Origin of the sequence: Microbispora sp. NPDC046973, assembly GCF_040644495.1 — a bacterium.
Taxonomy (GTDB): Bacteria; Actinomycetota; Actinomycetes; order Streptosporangiales; family Streptosporangiaceae; genus Microbispora.
In genome coordinates this window covers 23556-39998 of sequence record NZ_JBEYWQ010000047.1, presented here as the reverse complement: position 1 = coordinate 39998, position 16443 = coordinate 23556, and the positions used below count along the sequence as shown (strand labels likewise).

The 16443-nt window shown below is 70.0% G+C and carries 14 protein-coding genes; 3 read left to right on the top strand and 11 right to left on the bottom strand.

What is annotated here, in order from left to right; translation table 11 throughout:
- On the bottom strand, nucleotides 1-146 hold a 146-nt coding region (locus ABZ860_RS40295), incomplete at its 3' end, for an SDR family NAD(P)-dependent oxidoreductase (RefSeq protein ID WP_357229799.1).
- A 73-nt stretch (nucleotides 147-219) separates the two neighbouring features.
- On the opposite strand from ABZ860_RS40295, the gene ABZ860_RS40290 reads away from it, so the two are divergent.
- Nucleotides 220-1083: a PaaX family transcriptional regulator C-terminal domain-containing protein gene (locus ABZ860_RS40290; protein WP_357231208.1), complete on the top strand. Its 864-nt coding sequence runs from the start codon at nucleotides 220-222 to the stop codon at nucleotides 1081-1083.
- 61 nt (nucleotides 1084-1144) lie between these two features.
- Here the strand turns inward: ABZ860_RS40290 and ABZ860_RS40285 are convergent, their stop codons facing one another.
- Entirely contained in the window at nucleotides 1145-2500 is a 1356-nt protein-coding gene (locus ABZ860_RS40285; protein ID WP_357231205.1) for a PHB depolymerase family esterase, read from the bottom strand.
- 270 nt (nucleotides 2501-2770) lie between these two features.
- Here ABZ860_RS40285 and ABZ860_RS40280 point away from each other — a divergent pair, with 270 nt between their 5' ends.
- A complete protein-coding gene (locus ABZ860_RS40280) occupies nucleotides 2771-3238 on the top strand; it encodes a MarR family transcriptional regulator (RefSeq protein ID WP_357231202.1) in 468 nt (155 codons plus the stop codon).
- A gap of 8 nt (nucleotides 3239-3246) precedes the next feature.
- On the opposite strand, the gene ABZ860_RS40275 is transcribed toward ABZ860_RS40280, so the two are convergent.
- The 8 genes from ABZ860_RS40275 to ABZ860_RS40240 form a co-directional block, all read right to left on the bottom strand.
- Nucleotides 3247-3702, bottom strand: a complete 456-nt coding sequence (locus ABZ860_RS40275; protein WP_357231199.1) for a GNAT family N-acetyltransferase — start codon at nucleotides 3700-3702, stop codon at nucleotides 3247-3249.
- Nucleotides 3703-3765: 63 nt separating this feature from the next.
- Nucleotides 3766-5034 (bottom strand): SGNH/GDSL hydrolase family protein, encoded by a 1269-nt coding sequence (locus ABZ860_RS40270; RefSeq protein WP_357231196.1) that lies wholly within the window; start codon nucleotides 5032-5034, stop codon nucleotides 3766-3768.
- Nucleotides 5031-7121, bottom strand: coding sequence for an alpha-glucuronidase (locus ABZ860_RS40265; RefSeq protein WP_357231193.1), 2091 nt, complete (start codon nucleotides 7119-7121; stop codon nucleotides 5031-5033). The genes ABZ860_RS40270 and ABZ860_RS40265 overlap by 4 nt, the downstream gene beginning before the upstream one ends.
- Nucleotides 7108-7827 carry a hypothetical protein gene (locus ABZ860_RS40260; protein WP_357231190.1) on the bottom strand — a complete coding sequence of 240 codons (720 nt, stop codon included), beginning with the start codon at nucleotides 7825-7827 and terminating at the stop codon, nucleotides 7108-7110. Before ABZ860_RS40260 ends, ABZ860_RS40265 begins: the two co-directional genes overlap by 14 nt.
- Nucleotides 7824-9380: a hypothetical protein gene (locus tag ABZ860_RS40255; RefSeq protein WP_357231187.1), complete on the bottom strand. Its 1557-nt coding sequence runs from the start codon at nucleotides 9378-9380 to the stop codon at nucleotides 7824-7826. Before ABZ860_RS40255 ends, ABZ860_RS40260 begins: the two co-directional genes overlap by 4 nt.
- Before the next feature lie 70 nt (nucleotides 9381-9450).
- Nucleotides 9451-11109, bottom strand: a complete 1659-nt coding sequence (locus ABZ860_RS40250; RefSeq protein ID WP_357231184.1) for a sugar ABC transporter substrate-binding protein — start codon at nucleotides 11107-11109, stop codon at nucleotides 9451-9453.
- A gap of 57 nt (nucleotides 11110-11166) precedes the next feature.
- Nucleotides 11167-12039: a carbohydrate ABC transporter permease gene (locus ABZ860_RS40245; protein WP_357231182.1), complete on the bottom strand. Its 873-nt coding sequence runs from the start codon at nucleotides 12037-12039 to the stop codon at nucleotides 11167-11169.
- Nucleotides 12036-13028, bottom strand: coding sequence for an ABC transporter permease subunit (locus ABZ860_RS40240; protein ID WP_357231179.1), 993 nt, complete (start codon nucleotides 13026-13028; stop codon nucleotides 12036-12038). The genes ABZ860_RS40245 and ABZ860_RS40240 overlap by 4 nt, the downstream gene beginning before the upstream one ends.
- A gap of 291 nt (nucleotides 13029-13319) precedes the next feature.
- On the opposite strand from ABZ860_RS40240, the gene ABZ860_RS40235 reads away from it, so the two are divergent.
- Nucleotides 13320-14408 (top strand): LacI family DNA-binding transcriptional regulator, encoded by a 1089-nt coding sequence (locus ABZ860_RS40235; RefSeq protein ID WP_357231176.1) that lies wholly within the window; start codon nucleotides 13320-13322, stop codon nucleotides 14406-14408.
- On the opposite strand, the gene ABZ860_RS40230 is transcribed toward ABZ860_RS40235, so the two are convergent.
- Entirely contained in the window at nucleotides 14356-16386 is a 2031-nt protein-coding gene (locus ABZ860_RS40230; protein WP_357231173.1) for a beta-galactosidase, read from the bottom strand. The two genes, ABZ860_RS40235 and ABZ860_RS40230, sit on opposite strands and share 53 nt — an antisense overlap.
- Nucleotides 16387-16443: the final 57 nt, after the last annotated feature.

The window sequence follows — 16443 nt, the reverse complement described above, 5'->3', positions numbered from 1 at the left end:
ATGGCCTCGACCACCCCCGCAGCCGCCTCCCCGTCCACATCGTTGACCACCACCGCCGCCCCAGCCGCCGCCAACGCCTCGGCATACGCCCGGCCAAGCCCACGGCCCGCACCAGTGACAACGGCCACCTTGCCGGAAAGATCCATGGTGTCGCCTTTCGCTCAGCAGCCCGACACCGTCGAATGTATGGCAGCAATATGACGGCCGTCAAAGATTTGCATGACGTTCGAGACGGTCTACCCTTCTGCTGTGACCCTCGGCGGCGAAGACGACCAGACAGCGCCATTCCAGCGCCCGCAGTCCCTGATGTTCAGCTTCCTCGGCATCTACGTGCTGCACCGCGACATCGCCGTCTACTCCGGGAGTGTCATCGACGTCTTCGCCCGCCTCGGCGTCTCCGAGGAGGCCGTACGGTCGACGCTCGCGCGGATGGTGAAGCGGAACCTGCTGGAACGGCATCGGCAGGGACGAAAGGTCTATTTCGGGCTCACCCCGCATGCCGTGGAGGTGCTGGAAGACGGGCGCAAACGGGTGTGGGAGACCGGCGCGGTGAACCGCGACTGGGACGGCACCTGGACGCTCGTCGGCTTCTCGATTCCGGACAGCCGCCGCAGCACCCGGCACGACCTGCGGTCGCGGCTCATCTGGAACGGCTTCGGCCTGCTGCAGAGCGGGCTGTGGATCGCGCCGGGCGTCAGGGACGTCACCGACGTCCTCGCCTCCCTCCAACTGGGCGACCACGTGAACGTGCTGACCGCCAGGGCGTTCGCGCCGACCGAGGCGGCCGACCTCGTCGGGAAGGCGTTCGACATCGAGCAGATCGCCGCGCGCTACCGGGCGTTCCTCGCCCAGTGGGACGTCCCCAAGCCGCTTGCCGGCGCGCCCGACGACCTCGCGCGACAGCTGCTGCTCCACACCGACTGGCTGCACCTCGTCCGTCAGGACCCGCACCTGCCCGCCGAGCACCTGCCCCGGGACTGGCCGGCCATCCAGGCCGAGCAGACCTTCCAGACGCTCGCCCAGCGGTACGAGCCGCCCGCCGCCGAGCTGGCCGCCGCCGTCCTGGACACGCTGGCCGTCTGACGCCCGGCCGCGCCGCCCCCCGATGGTTCGTCGCGGCGCGGCCGGGTGCGGCCGGGGCCGGTCAGGCGATGGTGCAGGCCGCGCCGTTGAGGGCGAAACCGGCCGGTGCGGTGTTGCTGCCGCTGTAGGAGGCCTGGAAGCCGAAGCTCGTGCTGCCTCCGGCGGGGATGGCGGGGTTGTAGGAGACGTTGCGCGCGGTGACCTGGGCGCCGGACTGGGTCACGCCGGCGTTCCACGCGTTGGTGACCTGCTGGTTGCCCGGCCACGTCCAGGTGACGGTCCAGCCGTTGACGGCAGCGGTGCCGGTGTTCGTGATCGTGACGTCCGCCGTGAAGCCGTTGCCCCAGGAATTGGCCCTGTAGGTGATCCGGCAGGAGGCGCCCTGCGGATTCGACGGGCTCGCGGACGGCGACGGACTCGCAGACGGACTCGCGGACGGGCTGACCGACGGGCTGACGGTGGCGCTCGGACTCGGGCTCGGGCTCGGGCTCGGGCTGCTACCGGTGAGGCCGAAGAACTGGATGGCGACGGCGGCCATGCCGCTCATGGGCAGGCTGTGGCCCGCACCCTGGATGCTGTACGCCTCGACCTTCACCGCCCCCGTGGAGTCGGCGTAACGGCGGCGGCTCCAGCCGGACTGCGGGGTGTCGGTGCTGGTGGGTGTCTGGCTCAGGCCGTGGACGTTCGTCCACTGCTTGATCTCCTCCTCGAGCTCGGCATAGGCGACGACGGTGTCGCTGGTGCCGTGCCACAGCTGCATCCGCGGCCAGGGCCCCCGGTAGGTCGGGTTGGCGTTACGGACGGCGTCGCCCCACTGCTGCGCGGTCTTGCCCACGCACGGAGCGGAGTTGCCCCCCGGGCTGTAGGCCGCCTCGTTGGGGAAGCACGTGAACGGCACGCCCATGAACGCCGCGCCCGCCTTGAACACCTCGGGATACAGGGCGAGCATGGCGTTGGTCATCATGCCGCCGGAGGAGGCGCCGGTCGCGAACACCCGGTTCGGGTCGCCGTGATACTGCTGCTCGACGTAGGTCACCATCGACATGAGCGACACCGGGTCGGTCTGGCCGCCGCGCACCTTGGACGCGTCGGACCAGTTGTCGAAGCAGTTCATCTTCTTCGAGGCCGACGGGTAGATGACGATGAAGCCGTACCGGTCGGCCAGCGACGCGAACTCGGTGGACGAGTAGAAGCCCGGCCCCGAACCGCCGCACGTGTGCATGGCCAGCACGATCGCCGGGGTCTGCTGAACGTTGTTCGGAACGTACACGTACATGCGCAGGTTGCCGGGGTTGGCGCCGAAGTTGGTCACCTCGGTCAGCGTGGCCGCGGCGGCGGGCTGCGCGGACACCAGGGCCGTGACGGCGCACAGCACCGCGGTGACGGCGCAGGCGAGCGCCGTGAGTAATCGCTTCATCCGCTCCTCCTTTTTCGATCAGCGGCGGTTCCCGCTTTTCCGTGCGCCTTTCCTGGGCCTTTTCTGCGCACGTCCCGGAACCGCCGCCCGCTCGCAAGTGGTGACGTCAGCCGGTATAGGAGCGAAGTCGTCCGGCCGTCAAGACGAGGCCACGAGGGGCCTGGCGATCAAATAGGCGTTTCCACTGCTTATCAAGGTACTTGCTATCAAGTTACTTGATAGCCGAGCGCGAAACTTACATCTTGAAGATCGCGCGGTATCGTCGTCCGGGTGACCGCCCGCCGCACCCGCCCCGCCGCCCAGCCCGCCGCGCCCGCGGCACGACTGAGCTACCTGGTGTTCCGCCTGGAGCGCCGCATCCGCGCCCGCCTGGACGACGTGCTCGCCCGGCACGGCGTCACCACGACCGAATACATGGCGCTCAGCGAACTGCGCACGCGCGACGGGGTGTCGTCGGCGGAGCTGGCCCGCATCGCCTTCGTCACGCCGCAGGCGATGAACCTCGTCATCCGCGACCTGGAACGGCGCGGCCTGATCCGCCGCGACCCGCACCCGGGCGGCGGCCGCACCCTGTGCGCCCGCCTCACCCCCGAGGGGGTGACCGTGCTGCGACGATGCGACAGCTCGCTCGACGACATCGAAGCGGTCATGCTCGCCAAGGTCGACGACGCGACCCGCGAGACCCTCAGAGAGGGCCTCACCGTGTGCGCCCGGGCCCTACGCCCCGACGCGTACTGACGACGTCGTCAGAGCAGTCTGGTCATGAACACGCTGTGCGGATCGGGCCGGTAGTCGCCGAAGGGTTCGCAGTAGCCGAACCCGAACTTCTCGTACAGCCTCCTGGCGGGCAGGAAGAAGTCGGCCGAGCCGGTCTCCAGGCTCAGCCGGGTGAAGCCCATCCGCCCGGCCTCGGCGATGATGTGCCCCAGCAGCAGCGACGCGATCCCGCTGCGCTTGCGCGCCGCCGCGGTGCGCATCGACTTCAGCTCGGCGTGCGCCGGGTCGAGCCTCTTGAGCGCACCGCAGCCCACGACGGTGTCGCCGTCCATCACCGACCAGAACGTGACCTCGGGCGTGCGCAGGCCGTCGAGGTCGAGGGCGTGCTTGCTCTCCAGCGGGGTGATGGACCGCATCTCCCGCACGTGTTCCCGCAGGAACTCGGCGATCTGCGGGCCGGACAGGTCGTCCACGACGATTCTCATCGCGCTCGTTCATCCATCGGTGCTCGGGAACCACAGCCGGACGCCACTCTAGCCGCCGGCGCGTCAGCGGAATCCGAAGCCCGGAGGCAGCGGCTCCCGCCGGAACAGACGGGCGGGCACGGCGTCGGCGAGGGCCTGGTAACCCGCCGGGTTCAGGTGCAGGTGGTCGCCCACGTCGTACGCCGCGAGCAGCCGGCGGGGGTCGGCCGGGTCGCGGGCGGCACGGTCGAAGTCGATCACGGCGTCGAACCGGCGGCCGGTGCGGATCCACTGGTTGACCACCTGCCGGGCCGCCTCCCGGCAGCCCTGTGCGTCGTCGTAGGGGGCGTTGCCGCCGAACGGCGTCAGCGTCGCGCCGTACACGCGGATGCCCCGCGCGTGCGCCCGCGTGACGATCTGGTCGTAGGCGAGGATCAGGTCGTCGGCCACCTGCTTCTGCGCGGCCGGGCTCGCCTCGGCGGTGCCGATGTCGTTGACGCCCTCGAACAGCACCAGCCATGCCACGCCGCTGTGGGCGAGCACGTCGCGGTCGAGCCGGGCCAGCACGTTGGGGCCCAGGCCGTCGTTGAGCACCCGGTTGCCGCCCGCCGCCTGGTTGACCACCGCGACGCCGTCCATTCCGTGCCGGGACCGCAGGCGGTCGAGCAACCGGTCGGGCCAGCGGTCGTTGCCGTTGGTGGTCGAGCCCCGGCCGTCGGACAGCGAGTCGCCCACCACCGCCACCGCGGCGACCGAGGGCCCGGTCCACACCTCCACGCCGCTGAGGAAGTACCAGTGGTCCACCGCGGTCGCGCCGGGCAGGTCCGGGGCGTCGGCGTGGTCGCCGGCCAGCAGGTAGGAGGTGGTCCGCGAGCCCGGATGCGAGGTGATGCTCGCCGAGCGCTGGCCCTCGGCCAGGTGGACCGTCACGGTCAGGTTCGACCCGGGCGCCGGCTCGACGTCCAGCGGGTCGGAGACCGCCTGCGCCCCGGCGGGGATCGTCATCGACGGGCGGCCGTGGAAGGTCACCTGCCGCACCGTCCCCGGCAGGACCGCGCTGACCCCGGCCCGCCCACCGGCCGGCAGCGCCACGGTCACCTTCGTGACGGGCAGCGCCGCACCGCCGAAGGCGTTCGACAGCCTCAGCCGCATCTGCCGCCCGCCCACCGAGACCCGGACCGTCTGCCGCACCGTGGCATCGGCGAGGACCAGGTCGCCCCGGGTGAACGGCGCGGGTGGCATGTTGTCCGGCTCCGTCAACTGCGGCATCGCCGTCCAGGTGGCGACCCAGTGCCCGTCCGGCTGCGGAGCCGCCGGCGCCGCCGGCGCCCCGTCGCGTCGTGGTTCCGTCATGGGATGCGCCGGCCGCGGACGTCGGGCACGCCCGACTTGCGGAAGAAGTAGGCGTTGATCTGGTCGCGCCACTCCTCCGCGCAGCGGACCTGCTCGTCGAAGAGCTCCTTCACCCGGGCGTGCAGGTCCGGGTCGAACAGTCCGGCGGCCTCCTCCCACCGCCGTCTTGCCTCGGCCGCCTGCTCGGCGCCCTCGAAATGGGTGTCGTAGATGTGCTGGATGACGGTCGACCCGCTGTGCAGCACGTGCCCGTACGGGACGTGATGGAAGAACAGCAGCAGTTCGTCGGGACACCGGTCGAGCGACTCGTACACCTCCGACCACGGCGGCGGATACTGGCCGGTGAAGCCGGTTCCGGTGGCCCGGGTGCGGTCCACCCCGACGCCGTCCCGGTCGGCGAAGTGGTAGGTGCCCCACGGCGTGTACTCGTATCCGTCCACGTCGGGCCCGTAGTGATGACCGGGACGGACCATGAATCCGACGCCCAGCGGGGCGGTGTACCGCTCGTAGGTGCGCCAGGAGTCGTCCATGATCGCGTGTAGGGTGCGCCGCAGCGGCTCGGTCTCTCCGGTCGCCGCAGGCCCGGTCTCTCCGGTCGCCGCAGGCTTCGTGTCCCCACGCGCCGTCGGCGCGAAGGTGAGGTCGATCCACTCGTCGAGGATCGCCGCCGGGTCCGTCGACGGCGCCCAGGCGAGCCGGCCGAAGGCGTACAGGTTGGCCTGGGCGAGCGGATGGCCGGTCCAGTAGGGGTCGTCGCCCACATTGGAGACCCCGACGAGCCCGCCGCCGTCTCCCGCCGCCCCGGCGGCGATGTCGGCCACGGCGGTTCCGTCCGGCCCCCAGGGGCGGAAGCCGAGCACCTCGCGCCACATCGGGGGGAGGTGGCAGACATGCCGCTGCTGGCCGGTGTACTCCTGCGTCACCTGCAGTTCCACGGCCAGGCGGGTGGCGGGCATGGCCGCGATCACCGGCGACACCGGCTCGCGCACTTGGAAGTCGATCGGGCCGTGCTTCACCTGCAGGATCACGTTGTCGCGGAACCGTCCGTCCAGCGGGGCGAAGTTGTCGTACGCGGCGCGGGCCCGGTCGGTCGAGCGGTCACGCCAGTCCTGCCGGTGGTCGTACACGAAGGCGCGCCAGTGGACGACCCCGCCGAACGGCTCCAGCGCCTCGGCCAGCAGGTTCGCGCCGTCGGCGTGGTCGCGCCCGTACGCGAACGGGCCGGGCTCCCCCTCGGAGTCCGCCTTCACGACGTAGCCGCCGAAGTCGGGGATCGCGTCGTACACCCGCTCGGTGACCCTCGCCCACCACTTCCGCACGCCCTCGTCCAGCGGGTCGGCGGACGCCTGCCCCCCGAGGACGACGGGCGAGGCGAAGCTCACCGACAGATGGACCCGGATCCCGTACGGCCGCACCACGTCCGCGATCGCGGCGACGTCGCCGAGCCGGTCCGTCAGCAGGCGGGCCTCGGTGGCGCGCACGTTCACGTTGTTCACGGAGATCGCGTTCACGCCGCACGCGGCCAGCAGCCGCGCGTAGGCCCGCACCCTGGCCAGGTCGCCGCGCGGCGCGCCGTTCCGCCAGAAGATCGACCCGCCCGCGTAGCCGCGTTCGACCTGGCCCGTCACCGGATGGACGTCGACGTTGTCCCAGTGGTCGAGCATGCGCCGCCGCATCGCGGGCCGATGACGCTCGGCCTGCCGCTCGCCGGCGAACGCCCGCTCACCAAGCCGCACGACATGGAACAGGCCGTAGAGCAGCCCGGCGGGATCGTCGGCGAGCACCACCGTGACCCCGTCGCGCCGCGCGAGCAGGTATCCCTCGGCGCCGATCGCGGAGCCGGGGCGGACCTCGCCCGCGACGCCCGGCAAGCCGTCCGCAGTCGTGAGCGCGAGCACGAGGTCGTACGGCCCGTCTTCGGCGCCGCGGCGCACGTGTCCGCCGTACCGGGCGCAGGCCTCGGCGACCTCGTCGTGCACGGTCCCGGCCAGGAGCCCGTCACCGAGCACGAGCGTGCGGCGCGAGCCGATCGCCCGGAACGCCTCCGGCGGCAGCCACGCCGGGTGGATTCGATCAGGACTCGCCACGAGACCCCTCCGGGGAATTGCCCTGCACGGTGAACCTCTGGGTGACCTCGGCGATCAGCGGCCGGCTGTTCAGCAGCAGCGCCGCGGCGAACACCGAGGCCAGCAGCGTCAGCGCGGCCTCGGAGGCGACCAGCGTGACGCCGGCCGCGACGACGAGCAGGCAGGCGTTGGCCAGCGCGACCCGGGGCGCGGCGAACAGGAAGTAGGCGGCCAGGCGGGCGACGTCCCTGGCCCGGAACGCGAACAGCGATGTGATCACGAGGGCGTTCGCTCCCCACAGGGCCGTGGCCAGCGCGATGAGGACCAGCAGGATCGCCCACCACCCCGGGACGCCTGCGGCGCCGAAGTTCGCGAGCGTCGATCCGACGACGGTCAGCCACGCCAGCCACGGGATCCAGAGCTTCACCACCCCGCGGACGTTCATCCTGTAGCCGCGCCAGAACGCGGTCGCCGGGTGGAGGTCCGTCAGGTCCAGCCGGCGATGGTGCAGCGCGTACAGTGCGGCGGACAGCGCCGGGCCGGCCGGAAGCGCGCAGGCCGCCGCCAGCGGGACGTTGGCGGCGTCGCGGTCGAGCAGGACGAGCCCGATCAGGCCGGGCACGGTGGTGGCCAGGACCAGGAGCTCGACCACGAGCAGGGTGTAGACCAGCGCGGAGACGCGGGAGAGCGGTCCCTGGCCGAACCGCCGGATCGATGTCTCGGTCATGGCGCGGCCTCCCCGTCCGAACCGAGCGCGTCCAGGCCGAGCAGGCGGCGGTGGTCCCAGGTGTCTCCCCAGGGCGGGGTCTCGTCGGACACGGGCGTGATCTCCAGCAGGGTGACCTCGTGGCGGTCGAGGGTGACGTCCAGGCCGACGCGCCCGTCCTCGATCGGCAGGCTGCGATGGCTGCGGGCCGGCTCGGCCGCCTCCCTGAGCGCGTCGAGTTGCCGGGGCCGGGGCGAGGCCGGGCGGCCCATCTCGCACCACGCCCTCCAGGCGTTGCCCTTCTCCTCGCTCACCGACGAGCGCAGCAGGAAGGCCCGGCCGGACGGCGCGCTGACCGGGACCGACAGCCGCACGGTGTGCCCGTCGGCCGGCGGGCCCCCGGTGACGTCCACCGGCGCCCAGACCAGCGCGGTGACCCGGCCGGTGTCGTCCCGGGTGACCAGGTGGTCCGGTCCGCGCGCCAGGATCTCCTCGCCCATGCGGGCCATGAAGGCGTACAGGTGGTAGGTCGGTTTCTTGATCTGACGGTGGGTCAGCAGGCCGAAGCCGCCGTGGAACAACGACGGCGGCACCCCTGCCTCCTCGAACACGTCGCTGAAGGTCCAGTAGGAGAAGGAGTCGACCAGGTCTCCCCCGGCGGCCAGCACCGGCGCGAGGTACGCGGCGTGGAAGGCCGTGTCGTGGATCGGGTTGTCGGGCCGGTAGGAGGAGTTGAACTCGGTGATGTGCACGGGCAGGTCCGCCAGCGGACCGCCCCTGAGCTGCCGCCGGGGCGTCGCGAACTGCTCCAGCAGCCGCGACGGCGGAGCCAGCGTCTGACGCACGCCGAACGGCACGTGCTCGGCCGGACCGGAGGTGTAGGCGTGCCGGCTGACGAAGTCGATCGGCAGGGACCGTTCGGCGACGAAGTCGGCGAAGCGCACCAGCCACTCGTCGGACCCGGGAGAGATGGCCGGCCCGCCCACCTGGAGCGAGGCGTCCACGTCCTTGACGGTGTTCGCGGTCACCTCGTACAGGCGGTGGTAGGCGTCCTGGTCCGCGTCGAGCCAGAACTCCTTGAGGTTGGGCTCGTTCCACACCTCGATCGGCCAGGTGCGCACCTGGTCGAGCCCATACCGGTCGACCAGGTGCGTCACGGTGGCCCGCACCAGCGCGGCCCACTCCTGCCAGGACCGGGGCGGGGTGATGTTGCCGCGCCACCAGAACACGGTCTGCTCGCCGGACGCGAGCCCGGAGGGCATGAAACCCAGCTCGACGAACGGCGCGATCCCGAGGTCGAGATAGGCGTCGATCACCTGGTCCACGTAGGTGAACACGTGCCGCACGTGCCGGGTCCCCCGGTAGTCGTACGGCCGGTGGAGGCCCGTCCCGTCGCTCAGCAGCCCGTGCCCCCGGATGTGCCGGAAGCCGATCTCCCGCTGCACCAGCGCCAGCGACTCCTGGTAGTCGCGGCGCAGGGCCAGGTCGAAGCGGCCGGTGCCCACGCAGAACCGCCAGGCGTCCGGCAGCCGGCTCGGGGTCTCGTCCGGAACACCGGGGACAAGGTCGCGCATCATCGTCCTTCGCTCGCCGTTCGCAACAGCACGCGCCGGCCGTGGGTCGGGCACGGCCGGCCCGGGCCGATCAGCCGTGCTCCTTCTTGTAGCGCTCGTACGCGCCGTTGACGAGGTTGACGTAGGACGTCATGTTCTTCGCCTCGAGTTCCTTGACGTAGGCGTCCCACTCGTCGAAGCTCCGCTTGCCGAGGATGAACTCGAGCGTGTTCTGGGTGGCGTGGTCCTTCAGCGGGGTCTGCCACAGCGCGGCCTGCTCGCGCTCCTCGTCGCTGAGCGGGCTCGGCGGCTTCGGCGGCAGCGCCTTCCTGGCGTTCATCGTCTTCTGCCATTCGATCTCCTCCTCGGAGAAGGTCGACTGGAGCAGCTCGGTGCTGCCGCCGTAGGCGAACACGCCGTTGGAGAAGCCGAAGTCCTTCTGCAGGTGCTTGGGCGCGCCCGGGTTGAGGCCGACGAAGTCCACGTCCTTCGCCAGTTCGTACTTGCCGGACGCGTCCTTGGTGTAGGTGGTCCCCTCCACGCCCCACTTGGCGAACACCTGGCCCTCGTCGGAATACCAGAGCCAGTCGATGAACTGCATCATCGCGACGAAGTTCTTGCTGTCCCGGGCCTTCTTGGAGATCATGATGCCGTTCTCCAGCCGGCTGTCGTTGGCATCGGCCTTGACCGGCCCCTGCGGCCCGATGGGCACCGGGATCTTGATGAGCTTCGCCTTCGGGTTGGCCTTCTTCAGCGGCGGGCGATACTCGTTCACCAGCGTCTGGGCGTTGCCGCTGATCACGAAGGACTTGCCGGACGCCAGCTTCTGGATCGCCTGGTCGTCCTGCTGAGTGAAGCTCTCCGGGTCGAGCAGCTTCTCCTCCACCAGGGTGTGGAGGAACTGCAGCATCTGCTTGTACTGGTCCATGGCGCCGGTGAAGGCGAACTTCTGCGCGTTGGGATCCCACGTGATGCCGGTCGTGAAGCCCCAGCCGCCGCGTGCGCCGCTGCCCAGGCCGAAGACCTGGTTCAGCATGGCGCCGCCCGGCGTGGGGATGCCCCATCGGTCCGAGTAGGGATAGGAGTCGGGATACTCCTCCTTCATCGCCTTCAGCATGTTGTGCACGTCGTCCCAGGTCTGCGGGATCTCCAGCCCGAGCTTGTCGAGGATGTCGCTGCGCACCACGAGCGTGTAGTCCGTCCAGTAGTCCTCGTGGAGGCCGGGGAGCAGGTAGAAGCGGCCGTCGGACTGCCGGAGCGTGTCAAGGTCGGGCTGCAGGTTCCACTTGGCGATCTTCTCCTTGAAGTTCGGCATCAGGTCGAGATAGTCGCTGACCGGCAGGACGCTGCCCGAGGCGACGAAGGGGGTCTCCTGGCCGGGGTAGGTCTTCGGGATGATCATCGGGGCGTCGCCGGCGCCGATCAGCAGGCTGCGCTTGTTCTCGTAGTCGCTCAGCGGCACCACATTCGGCTGCAGCGTCACGTTGGTCCGCTTGGTCAGCTCCGACCAGAAGAGCCAGTCGTTCTTGATCGGATAGAACGGGTGGTTGTTGTAGAGGATGCTGAACGTAAGCGGAGCAGCGGCCTTGAACTGCTTGCCGGCGGCGTAGTCGGCCATCGCGCCGTCGCGGTTCGCCGCGAAGTCGTCGCCGCTCTTCTTGGCGCCGGAATCGCCGTCGGTGCTGCAGGCGGCGAGCGCGAGGAAGGCTCCCACGGCGACCATCGCCTGACGCCGGTTGATCTCATACATGAAGGGGGGGTCCTTTCCCTGGGGGAACGAGCTGGAGTGAGTGAGAGGTCCGGCGTGTTATCCCTTCACCGCGCCGAGCATGACGCCCTTGACGAAGTACCGCTGGACGAAGGGGTAGACCACCAGGATCGGGATGACCGTGAGCACCATCGTCACGGACTTGATGTTGGTGGCCACCGTCATGTCGGTGGCGTCGGCGCCGACGGACGTGCCCGTGGTGGCGCCGGCGATGAGGTTGCGCAGGTAGACGGTCACGGGAAACAGGTCGTTCTGGCTCATGTAGAGGAAGGCCGCGAACCAGGAGTTCCAGAACGACACGGCGTAGAACAGCACCATCGTCGCGAGGACCGCCTTCGACAGTGGCAGCACGATCCGGAGCAGGATGCCGTAGGTGCTCATGCCGTCGATCGCGGCGGCCTCCTCCAGCTCGACCGGCAGACCCTCGAAGAACGCCTTCATCACCAGCAGGTTGAAGACGCTGACCGCGTTCGGCAGCACGATGGCCCAGATGCTGTCCTTCAGCCCGAGGCTGGAGATGAGGATGTAGTTGGGGATGAGCCCGCCGGAGAAGAACATCGTGAAGACCGCGATCCCGATCAGGAACGTGCGGCCCTTCAGATGCTTCTTCGACAGGACGTACGCGTAGCACGTGGTCATGACCATCGCGATGGCCGTGGCGACGACCGTGTAGACCACCGTGTTGCGGTAGTTGGTCCAGAACGTCGGGTCGGAGGCCACGAACTCGTACGTATGGAAGGTGAACCCGACGGGGACGAGGTTGACCTTGCCGGCGCGGATGGCGAACTCGTCGCTCAGCGACCGGGCGACGATGTTGACGAAGGGGTACAGGGTCACGACCACGACGCCGGCCAGAATGATCGCGTTGACGACCCGGAACACCCGGTAGCCGCGGGTCCTGTCGACGGTCACCACAGGCTCGTCCCCACCGTGCGCCGGGAGATCAGGTTCGCGGACATGACCAGGGCCAGCCCGATCACGGCCTCGAACAGGCCGATCGCCGCGGCGTAGCTGAAGCTGTTGGACACGATGCCCATCCGGTAGAGGTACGTGGAGATCACGTCGGCGGTGGGATACGTCAGCGGGTTGTAGAGCAGCAGGACCTTCTCGAAGCCGACGGCCATGAACGTGCCGATGTTGAGGATCAGCAGGGTGACCGCGGTCGGCCGGATGCCGGGGAGGGTCACGTGCCAGACCTGCCGCCACCGGCTCGCGCCGTCGATCCGGGCCGCCTCGTACAGCTGCTCGTCGATGGTCGTGAGCGCGGCGAGGTAGATGATCGTCCCCCAGCCGACCGTCTGCCACATCTCGGAGGAGACGTAGATCGTCCGGAACCACCCCGCCTCCTGCAGGAACGCGATGGGCTCGTTGCCGGCCGCGCGCAGGAGCTGGTTGACCGGCCCGTCCACCGACAGCATCTCCATGACCAGCCCGGCCACGACCACCATCGACAGGAAGTGCGGCAGGTAGGACACCGACTGGACGAACCGCTTGATCCTCCGGCCGCGCAGCTCGTTGATCAGCAGGGCGAGCACGATCGGCGTCGGGAAGCAGAACAGCAGGGTCAGCGCGCCGATGACCACGGTGTTGGTGAACACCTGCCAGAACGACGGGTCGTTCAGGAACATCTTCACGTAACGCAGGCCGACCCATTCCTCGCCCAGCACGCTGCCGCCGGGCTGGAACTTCCGGAAGGCGATGACGTTCCCGATCATCGGCAGATACCGGAAGACCACGAAGAACAGCAGCGGAAGGATCGCCAGCGAGTAGAGCTGCCAGTCACGGCGGAGCGCCTGCCGCCACGTGCGGCGCGGCGGGCGCCGCGCGCGGGCGGGATCAGGCCTCGCCCGCCGGGGATCCCCGGTGTCCGGCGACGCGTCGATCGTTCTGGTGGTGCTCATCCCGTGCCTCCGGTGCCATCCGAACGGATCCACGGCGGCGCGTGCGGCCGCCGAAAGGGGCGGCTTCGCGCACCCCGCCCCGCAAAACGGCACGGCAGCGCGAACCGAAAGTTTCGAAAGTTGCCATTAATATTGCGGAAATATAGGACCCGGACATGGGTGCGTCAAGAGGGAAGTCAATCGCCGATACCCTTCCGCCGTCGAGCGCAACCCAGCATGGATCTCGGTATATCTCAGCGCCTTCCGGTGGTAGAGTTTCGCGAAACTTTCGGAGAAACGACGAGCGGACAGATGACCAGCACCTCTCCCGCCCGCGATCCACGCCCCGCCACGATCGCGTCCATCGCCGAAGAGCTCGGCGTCTCGGTGACCACGGTCTCCAAGGTCCTCAACGGCCGCCCCGACGTCGCGCCCGACACGCGGGAACGCGTCGAGGCCGGCCTCGCGCGGCACCAGTACCGCCGCCGTTCGAAGCGGCGCACGCTCAAGGGGCAGATCGACCTCGTCTTCCACGAGCTGAACTCCATGTGGTCGATGGAGATCATCCGGGGGGTCGACGCCGTCGCCGCCGCCGCGCGGATCGAGGTCGTCCTGTCCCAGCTGAAAGGAGCGCACCGGCCATCGGAGGAGTGGCTGGACGGTGTGCTCGACCATCGGCCCCTCGGCGTGCTGTTCGTCATGTCCAGCCCGTCCCAGTCGCAGCAGCAGAAGCTGCGGCGGGCGCAGATCCCGTTCGTCGTCGTCGACACCGACGGCGAGATCGCCGAGTCCGTGCCCGTGGTCGGCTCGAACAACTGGGACGGCGGCCTGCTCGCCACCCGCCACCTCCTGGAGCTCGGCCACCGCCGCATCGCGGCCGTCTCCGGCCCGAAGGACGTGATGTGCAGCAGGGCACGGGTCGCCGGCTTCCGGGTCGCCCTCGACGAGGCGGGGCTCGCCATCGACCCCGGCCTCATCAGGTACGGCAACTTCTACGTCGACGCCGGATACGAGCACGCCATGGACCTGCTGTCACGCCCGGACCGGCCGACCGCGATCTTCGCCGGGTCGGACCTGCAGGCGCTCGGCGTCCTGCGCGCGGCCCGGCGGCTCGGCCTCGACGTGCCCGGGGACCTGTCGGTGGTCGGCTACGACAACGTGCCCGTCGCCGGCTGGGTCGAGCCCGCCCTGACCACGGTGGGCCAGCCGCTGTGCGACATGGCGACGGTCGCGACGCAGATGCTGCTCGACCTGGCCCGCGGCGTGGAGCCGGCCACGAGCCGGATCGACCTCGCGAACGAACTCGTGGTCCGCGAGAGCACCGCCCCGCCGGGGAGCCGGGCCAGGGTCACGCCTGCCGCGCCCGGCGCACGACCGCCGCTCCGAGGGGAGGCACGGTGATCTCCCCTGACGCCGGAAGGCCGGTGAGGAGGTCCGTACCCCCGCTCTCGACCGGGACGGTGACGGGCGTCTGTGCGTCGTGGTTGAGGAGGAAGAGGTATTCGTGCCGCTCGTCCTCCCGGACCGTGCACTCCAGGTGGGCGGGGAGGCCGTCGAAGCGGCTCTCCACGCCCGCCGCGCTCAGCTCGCCGAGCACCGTCCGGTCGAAGGCGTCCTGTTCCAGGAGGGTGGCGAAGTAGACGACCCGTCCGGCTCCGAAGTCGTTGGCGACGACCGCGGCGCGCCCCTTGAGCAGGCCGTCCGCGTAGGTCGCCAGTGCCGTCCCGGTTTCGAGGTGGATGTCCTCGCGCCACCAGTCCGCCGTCGCCGTACGTCCGTCGGCGAACTCGACGGTGAACCGCTCATCGGGACGCGCCGGCCAGTATTCGTCGATCTTCGCGCCGATCAGGCGGCGGAACGCCCCCGGGTAGCCGTCCGGGCGGACGCGGTTGCACGCGTCCACCACACCCGAGAAGAAGGACATGACGACCGTTCCGCCGCCGCGGGCGAACTCGGTGACGGCGGCGACGCCCTCGTCGTCGACGAGGTACGCGTTGGGCACGACCAGCACCCTGTACGGCGACAGGTCGCTCCGGGTGGACACGACGTCGACCGCGTAATGGTGCTCCCACAGCGGCCGGTAGTGCCGCATGACGGTGTCGACGTAGCTGAAGTCGTTGCGGGGCAGGCCCCACAGCTCCTCCAGCCCCCACCAGCCGTTCCAGTCGAACAGCACGGCGACCTCGGCCCGCGTGGTCGTTCCCGCCACGGGCGCGAGCAGCCCGACCTCGCGGCCGAGCTCGGCGACCTCGCGGAAGGTGCGCGAGCCGGGTCCGGAGTGCGGCAGCATCGCCGAGTGGAAGCGCTCGTGGCCGCCCCGGCTCGCCCGCCACTGGAAGAACATCACGGAGTCGGCCCCACGGGAGACCGCCTGGAGCGAGCCGAGCCGCATCCGGCCGGGCTCCTTGACCACGTTGAGCCTCCACTGGCTGACCGCGCTCGCCGCCTGCTCCATGAGCAGCCACGGCCGCCCGCCCTTGAGCGACCGGAACAGGTCGAACTGGAAGGCCGACGACACGTGCGAGTCCGGCTCGGCGGGGTCGGGGTAGATGTCCAGGGCCGCCGCGTCCTCCTCCGGGGCCCAGCGCCAGTAGTCGGCGTTGCGGTAGAAGCGCATGAAGTTGGTGACGATCGGGATGTCGTCGCGGAAGGAGCGGACGATGTCGCGCTCGGCGACGAAGCACTCCAGCAGGGCGTCCGAGGTGAAGCGCTTGAAGTCCAGGATACGGCTGGGGTTCATCCAGGTGCGGGGCACGCTCGGCACCTCGACCTGGTCCCAGTCGGTGTAGACCTGCCCCCAGAAGCGGGTGGTCCACGCCTCGTTGAGGGCCTCCAGGTCGCCGTACCTGCGCTCGAGCCAGCGGCGGAAGCCGGCCGAGGCGGCCTCGTTGTAGGCCGTGGGGCCGTACTCGTTGCTGATGTGCCACATGGCCAGGGCGGGGTGGAAGGAGTAGCGCTCCGCGAGCCGCCTGGTGATGTTCGCCGCGTGCTCGCGATAGATCGGGGACGAGGGGTCGTAGTGCAGGCGGTTGCCGAAGCCGAACCGCTCGCCGTCGGCCATGACCGGAAGGACCTCGGGGTGCCGCTGGGACAGCCAGGCCGGCGGCGCGGCGGTGGGGGTGGCGAGGTTGACGGAGATCCCGTTCTCGTGGAGCAGGTCCATGACCTCGTCGAGCCAGCCGAACTCGTACTTTCCCGGCTCCGGTTCGAGCGAGGCCCACGCGAAGACGCCGAGCGACACGAGGTTCACCCCCGCCTCGCGCATGAGCCGGACGTCCTCCCGCCACACGGCCCGGTCCCACTGCTCGGGGTTGTAGTCCCCTCCGTACGCCAGGCCGCCGAGGCGGTCCATGAGTGCGCGCATGCGAGCGTCTGTCATTGGGAAGCTCCTGTGCTGCGTCAGGTCATCACAGTCTCGAAAAGCACAGTTAGCGTT

Excerpts from the sequence above, each read along its gene's own strand:
- ABZ860_RS40235 (WP_357231176.1), top strand. The coding sequence starts at position 13,320 with ATGACCAGCACCTCTCCCGCCCGCGATCCACGCCCCGCCACGATCGCG.
- ABZ860_RS40260 (WP_357231190.1), bottom strand. The coding sequence starts at position 7,827 with ATGACCGAGACATCGATCCGGCGGTTCGGCCAGGGACCGCTCTCCCGC.
- ABZ860_RS40250 (WP_357231184.1), bottom strand. The coding sequence starts at position 11,109 with ATGTATGAGATCAACCGGCGTCAGGCGATGGTCGCCGTGGGAGCCTTC.
- ABZ860_RS40255 (WP_357231187.1), bottom strand. The coding sequence starts at position 9,380 with ATGCGCGACCTTGTCCCCGGTGTTCCGGACGAGACCCCGAGCCGGCTG.
- ABZ860_RS40230 (WP_357231173.1), bottom strand. The coding sequence starts at position 16,386 with ATGACAGACGCTCGCATGCGCGCACTCATGGACCGCCTCGGCGGCCTG.
- ABZ860_RS40290 (WP_357231208.1), top strand. The coding sequence starts at position 220 with ATGACGTTCGAGACGGTCTACCCTTCTGCTGTGACCCTCGGCGGCGAA.
- ABZ860_RS40285 (WP_357231205.1), bottom strand. The coding sequence starts at position 2,500 with ATGAAGCGATTACTCACGGCGCTCGCCTGCGCCGTCACCGCGGTGCTG.
- ABZ860_RS40275 (WP_357231199.1), bottom strand. The coding sequence starts at position 3,702 with ATGAGAATCGTCGTGGACGACCTGTCCGGCCCGCAGATCGCCGAGTTC.
- ABZ860_RS40270 (WP_357231196.1), bottom strand. The coding sequence starts at position 5,034 with ATGACGGAACCACGACGCGACGGGGCGCCGGCGGCGCCGGCGGCTCCG.
- ABZ860_RS40240 (WP_357231179.1), bottom strand. The coding sequence starts at position 13,028 with ATGAGCACCACCAGAACGATCGACGCGTCGCCGGACACCGGGGATCCC.